The sequence below is a fragment of the bacterium genome, assembly GCA_021372535.1.
GTDB lineage: Bacteria > Latescibacterota > Latescibacteria > Latescibacterales > Latescibacteraceae > JAFGMP01.
In genome coordinates, this window is the sequence record JAJFUH010000148.1 from 1 (window position 1) to 6,667 (window position 6,667).

General features: G+C 49.9%; 6 protein-coding genes. All 6 read left to right on the forward strand.

Annotated features, from left to right (window positions below; genetic code table 11):
• A partial coding sequence (locus tag LLG96_12975; protein ID MCE5251123.1) for a hypothetical protein occupies positions 1-263 on the forward strand: 263 nt, incomplete at its 5' end.
• A 40-nt stretch (positions 264-303) separates the two neighbouring features.
• Positions 304-1,620: a DUF4097 domain-containing protein gene (locus LLG96_12980; GenBank protein MCE5251124.1), complete on the forward strand. Its 1,317-nt coding sequence runs from the start codon at positions 304-306 to the stop codon at positions 1,618-1,620.
• A gap of 559 nt (positions 1,621-2,179) precedes the next feature.
• Entirely contained in the window at positions 2,180-2,737 is a 558-nt protein-coding gene (locus LLG96_12985) for an RNA polymerase sigma factor (protein MCE5251125.1), read from the forward strand.
• Positions 2,727-3,542: a HEAT repeat domain-containing protein gene (locus LLG96_12990; GenBank protein ID MCE5251126.1), complete on the forward strand. Its 816-nt coding sequence runs from the start codon at positions 2,727-2,729 to the stop codon at positions 3,540-3,542. The genes LLG96_12985 and LLG96_12990 overlap by 11 nt, the downstream gene beginning before the upstream one ends.
• 17 nt (positions 3,543-3,559) lie before the next feature.
• A complete protein-coding gene (locus tag LLG96_12995; GenBank protein ID MCE5251127.1) occupies positions 3,560-4,519 on the forward strand; it encodes a DUF4097 domain-containing protein in 960 nt (319 codons plus the stop codon).
• 1 nt (position 4,520) lies between these two features.
• Positions 4,521-6,667: carbohydrate binding family 9 domain-containing protein (locus tag LLG96_13000; GenBank protein ID MCE5251128.1), on the forward strand; the 2,147-nt coding region annotated here is incomplete at its 3' end.

Sequence of the window (6,667 nt, forward strand, 5' to 3'; positions counted from 1 at the left end):
TGTGCTCTTCCGATCTACAGGAATACCTTGCCGCGATAGACAAATTATCCGGTCTTGTCGAGCAAAACAAGGCCAACATCGATCCCGAGCTCTATGACCTGTACCGTGAGAAACTCGCCGTGCTCGACGAATATATCGGCCAGTGCAGGGAAGCTGTCGCGAAAAATGAATACAATATCAATGCACGCAAATATCTTGCCCTTGCATATCAGGAAAAGGTGGAAACACTCCGGGAAATGTCCGGAGGCACATATACTTTTTGAAAGTGGTTGAACAAGAATGCTCATACAAGGAGGCGCTGTCATGAAAACATCGATAAAACTGATAATTACATTTCTTATCCTGGCCGGTTATTGTCTGATCGTGAACAATGCCATGGCATCGGAAAGCAATATACCCGGTACCGATTTCACGGAAAAAATAACCATGACCATTCCTTGTAAACCGGGCATGGAGATTATTCTCGAACACAGTTTCGGAAACATGGATATCCGCACCGGTCAGGATGGCAGAATTTCCATCGACGGCTTGAAAAAGATCACGGTCAAAAATACGGGTATTGTGGACGAGTTTTTCAAAGAAATGAAACTGGTTGTCGATGAAAAACCGAACCGTGTAACGATCAAAACGGAATATCCCGACAAAAAATACCGTGACAAGGTTAAGAATTATTCCATCTCATACACAATCGAGGTGCCGCGGGATATAGTTCTCGATGTGCAAAACTCCTTCGGAAACGTTGATATCCAGGGTGTTTCGGAAAAAATCTCGATAAAAAACGGCTTCGGAAACCTGACCGCGAACGATCTCAGGGGCGAAACGGTGCTGACCAACAAATTCGGAACACTGGTTGCGCACAACATCGACGGAAACACACTCATACGGAACGAACACAGCTCGCTTGACATCTTTCATATAACCGGCAACCTCACCGCAGAAACGAAATTTGGCTCCATCAGGATTGAAGATGTCGCAGGAACCGCAGATATAAGTGGCGGTTACGGCAAGGTCGACTGTTCGAAAATCATGGGGAATTGTGATATAAAGAATTCCTTCGGCGAGGTCATATGCACCGCCGTAGACGGTATGACGGGTATTACAAACGGTCATGGCGCCATTACGGTATCGGATATAAAAAACAGTCTTTCGGTCAGATCGAGTTTCGGGCGGATAAGCGCAGGCAATGTCCGTGGTGATGTCAGGGTGGATAACCAGCACGCCGCGGTGGAAATCGAGCTTGTCGAAGGAAATGCGGAAGTCAACAACTCTTTCGGTGCGGTTAATGCGTCCCATGTCGGCGGTAATGTGATCGTCGTCAACCAGCACGGCAGTATAACCGCCCGGGGCGTCCTGCAGAAAAACACCGGTTCAAAGAGAACTGTCAGGCTGAAAACATCGCATGCTCCCATAACGCTGAGTGTGCCGGAATCGCTTTCGGCAAAGATTACGGCCTCGACATCCTTCGGTAAATTCAAGTGCGACATGCCGGTTCTTGTCAATTTCGGCAAAGTCGATGTATCATCCTCGAACAATCAGAATATTACAGGCACTATCGGGGACGGCAGAGACACTATCGAGCTCGAAGCATCATTTGCCGATATCCGCGTCGAAAAGGAATAAATCCTGAGATATGTCAGTTCCGTTCACATTCGCGCCTGTTTTCGCCCGCGCGAAGCGGATGATTCGGAAGGATGGCTTCCCCGGCCTCTTTCCGGATCATCGATTGATTGATGAATCAAGTATTTTAAGAGATTGTCTGAACCGCTGATGACTATGATTAACTGATTACCATGAAAAAGATACGGAATTATTGGTATTATTTCAAAGTCTTGTGATAAAATCTGTAAGTGTGGATATAAGCTGTCAAGGGTCGGCTCGAAGTGCCGATTTACATGCCCTTGACAGCGAACAAACAACATATTTCATAACCGGGCAAGTGAAAAAATACTTTTTCACAGCCCCCTTAATCATTATCATCATCGAATCACATCGATCAACAGTTCAGACTGTCTTTCCATTTTTTATAAGTTTCATAAGAAAAATCAATATCTTATCTTACATTCTCCTCTTAGTGCCTTTGCCTCTTTATCTCTTTGTCCCTTATAAACACTTTTCCCTGTAACCTTTTTCAAAAAATCCTGTTATCATAAGTGAAGAAAGAAAAACAACAGGAGTCGACGTGCCAACGGATCATGAGACAATGCTTGCCGTCCGCGAGGGCGACATCGAAAAGCTGGGCAGTCTGTTCGAGGAACACCATAAACGCCTGTACAATTTTTTCCTCCGTCAGACAGGAAACACCCAGGCAAGCGAGGACCTCGTTCAGGATGTGTTCCTCCGCATGCTCAAATACCGTCACACGTACCTTGACAACGGTAATTTCGATACATGGATGTTTTCGATAGCGCGGAATGCCCGTGTCGACTATTACCGCGAGAATACCGTCCGGCATGTTCAGTTGGAAGAAGCGGAGCACTGCGCAGACACCATGCCGAACCCGGAAGAAAAATTCAGTCATGACCATGATGTTGATATGGTCCGGAAAGCCCTCGCCGAGCTCGACGAGGATAAGCGTGAGGTGATTCTCCTGAGCCGTTTCGGCAATCTTCGCTACGAGGAAATCGGTAAAATCCTCGGCTGTACTGTCGGGGCGGTAAAAGTCCGGGTTTTCCGGGCGGTAAAAGAACTATCCACTATCTATTTCAGACTGGCAGGTGATACTACCCATGAAATGTGAAGAGATACAGAATCTGATCGCTGAATATCTCAGCGGCGCTCTGGATGCTGACATCAGGAAACATTTTGATGAACATATCTCGGATTGCTCCGTGTGCAGGCGGGAATTTGAAGCCATGAGCCATGTCTGGGCAACCATGGGGATTATTCCCGATGAAGAACCTGCTTCCTCGGTGCGCACCCGTTTTTATTCCATGCTCGAAGTTTACCGTTACGGGATGAGCCACGCCCCTGCCGGGAAACCGTGGGTAGACAAACTGAGCGAATGGCTCGGGAACTGGTGGCCGCGCCGTCCGGTTTATCAGCTCGGACTCACTGCCGCGGTTCTGATATTCGGCATCGGCATAGGGCAGTGGATGAATATCAATAATCACAAGAACGGCGAAATAGCGCAGCTCAGGGAAGAGATGGCCGGAATGCGCGAGCTCGTTACAATCTCCCTGCTGAACCAATCATCCGCGGTTGACCGTCTGCAGGGTGTCTCCATGAGCCGTCTTGTCACCGAGCCAGATGAAAAGTTTCTGTCTGCGCTCTTCCGAACGCTCAATTCCGATCCGAACGTCAATGTCCGGCTGGCCGTGACTGATGCGCTGCAGCGTTTCAGCGGGTCTGAACAAGTCCGGACCAGGCTCGTCGAGTCGCTTTCCAGCCAGACATCGCCGCTTGTTCAGATAGCCCTCATTAATCTGCTCGTGAATCTGAAGGAGCAGAAGGCTGTCGATGTTTTCAGAGACCTGACAAACGATAAAAATACTATTGAACCGGTTAAAGTGCGCGCGCGAATGGGTATCGACAAAATCATTTAATAACGGAGGTGTTGACAATGAAAGCACGCATTTGTATACTAAATTTACTATGGATTACCATACTGTTTTACTTCCCGGTATATGGGGATCAGCAATTTTCCGACCGGACTGTCGTGAAATTCGGCGATCCGGCCAGACCCGGTGTTCTTAAAATCGTCTCGGGCAGCGGAGATATATCCATTACCGGTTATGAAGGCAAGGATGTGATCATCGAGGCAAAATCGACGGTCAAGGATGTCCTGAACAAACCTGAAGACGAGAAAGCGAAGGGGATGAAACGTCTCACCGGCTCCGGCCTGACCGTAACCAATGTCCAGGAAGACAATGCCATCGTGATCAACCGTTCGCTTAAAAACGAAACAGACCTTGTCATTCAGGTTCCCTTCAACACCTCGCTGCAGTTAGGCGGCGGGAAAAACGAAGGGATTTCTATTAATTTTTATGGTGCTCTCATGAAAAATATTCAGGCTTCTGTAGAGGCGAGTGTACCTGCGGCTCCGGGTACAGGTACAATCGGTTCATTCAGTTCGCTGGGAGCCTTTTTCAACGGCGACATAACGGCAAACGGAATCACCGGTGAAATTGAAGCCAATACGCTTGAAGGCGATATAACACTCAACAATATCTCGGGCGGAATCGCCGCACACTCGGTGGATGGCGAAATCCAGGTCACTCTGAAAGCTGTCGACAAGGACAAACCCATGGCGTTCAGCACAGTCGACGGCGACATCGATATCACGTTTCCCGCCCTTGCGAAAGCGACGGTGACGGCGAAAAATGTCGATGGCGAGATTTATACCGATTTCGACATGGAAATGGTTACCAAGACACAGGTGAATACCGAGAAACCCGGCAGTTATGGAATATTCAATATAGGGATGTTCGGAAACACGGTTACCGGGAAAATCAACGGCGGCGGTCCCGACATCCAGATGACCACGGTGAATGGCAATATCTACATCCGGAAAGGGAAATGAGGTGATCGGTAACTCAGGTATTAGTATCAAAAACGCATCTGTTCCCGGCAATCTGATACAATTGAATCGGTTATTCCTCTTTGTCTCTATGTTTTTCGCTCTGTCTCCGGCATTCGTTCCAACGGCTGCCGGAGACAGCACGGGTGTATCCCCCGAATATGAATCCGTTGTTGTTGCCCGCCTCAAAGCTCCGGTTAATTTCGACGGATTGAGCGAAGAGGAGGCCTGGAACGGCATTACGACACTTCCTATGATCATGCAGATACCCCATTTCGGGGATCAGCCATCCGAGCGCACCGAGGTGCTTGTTGCCTATGACGACAATTACCTGTATATCGCCGGAAGGCTCTATGACCGCGAACCGTCATCGGTGCAGGGGACAACCTACAAGCGCGACGATTCGGCAAAAAACAGCGACAGCTTCGGTGTCGCAATCGATACATTCAACGACAGCGAAAACGCTCTTGCGTTCATCACGACACCGACCGGATCACGTCTTGACCAGACAATCTCCGACCTCGGCAATGTGAGTTCGAACGGGAGCTGGAATACCTTCTGGGATGTCAAGACGGTCGTGAACGATCAGGGGTGGTTCGTCGAGATACGTATTCCGTTTCACAGCCTGCGGTTCCAGGAGCGCGACGGAAAAGTCGTCATGCGTCTTTCGGCGTTCAGATGGATAGCCCGGAAAGATGAGATGATCGTGTATCCGCGGATACCGCAGGACTGGGGAGCGAACAGCCATATGAAACCCTCGATGGCGCAGCCTGTGGTGTTTGAGGGGATACGGAGCACGAACCCGCTCTATGTCACCCCGTATGTGCTCGGCGGCATCGGGCAGGATTACGGGCTCAATGACGAGGGAACGGCATATGTGCGCGATGACGATCCGGAAACCGAAGCGGGATTCGACGCCAAATACAGCCTCACGAACAACCTGACGCTCGATGTGACAGTAAACACGGACTTCGCACAGGTCGAAGCCGACAACCAGCAGGTCAACCTGACCCGGTATTCGCTTTTTTTCCCCGAAAAGCGGCAGTTTTTCCTCGAACGGGCAAGTAATTTCGAGTTCAATTTCTATAGCTCGAACCGTCTTTTTTATAGCAGGCAGATAGGCATCCATGACGGCAGGAAGGTGCCGATTTACGGCGGTGTGCGGCTTGTCGGAAGAGCGGGGCAGTGGGATATCGGCGCGCTCAGCATGCAGACCGAGGAAATCAGCGATCTGCCCTCGGAGAATTTCAGCGTTGTTCGGCTCCGTCGCCGTGTCCTCAATCCGAACACCTATATCGGCGGTATCGTGACCTCCCGCACCGGCGCCGACGGCTCTTATAACACCGCTTATGGCGTCGATGGTATTTTCAGGCTTTTCGGGGACGATAATCTCAAACTCAACTGGGCGCAGACCTTCGATGACGGTGCAAAGAACGATCCTGTCTCACTCGATCCCGCAAATTTACGCATCCACTGGGAACGTTACCGCTATACCGGCTGGGCTTACGGCCTTAATTATTCTTATTCGGGCAAAGATTACAATCCCGGTATGGGATTCGAACAGAATCCGAACTCGCAGAACTATATTCATTTCCTCCGGTATGGCTGGAATCCCGGTAAACAGTCGCGTATCTTCCAGCACCAGGTCTACGAGGATTTCTACCTGCACAAACGGAATGACGACGATTCGATCGAGTATTTTTACGCCCGCGCCGGATGGGTGCTGCAAACAAGATCGGGCAGCAACGGACACATCTGCGGTACCTATAACTACGAAACCGTGAGCGGAGAGCTCGCCTTTTCCGATGATGCGGTTGTGCCGGAGGGTACCTACGAGTTTTACGGCGTCTCGGGCAATTTTTCGACTCCCGGCGGAAGACTGTTTACGTTGAGCACCGAAATCGATGCCGGGCAATTTTATGACGGCAGCCGTATTTCGATGGAAACGAGTCTCAGCCGGAGCATATCATCGCATCTTGAGGTTGGCGGTTCATATGAATACAATCATGTCCGGTTCCCGGAACGGAGCCAGCGTTTCATCTCCCACATCGGGCAATTTCGCGGTCTGATCATGGTGAACACATCTCTTTCGCTTACTGCTTTCGTGCAGTACAACAGCGCCCAGGATATTGTCATCAGCAATCTCCGCCT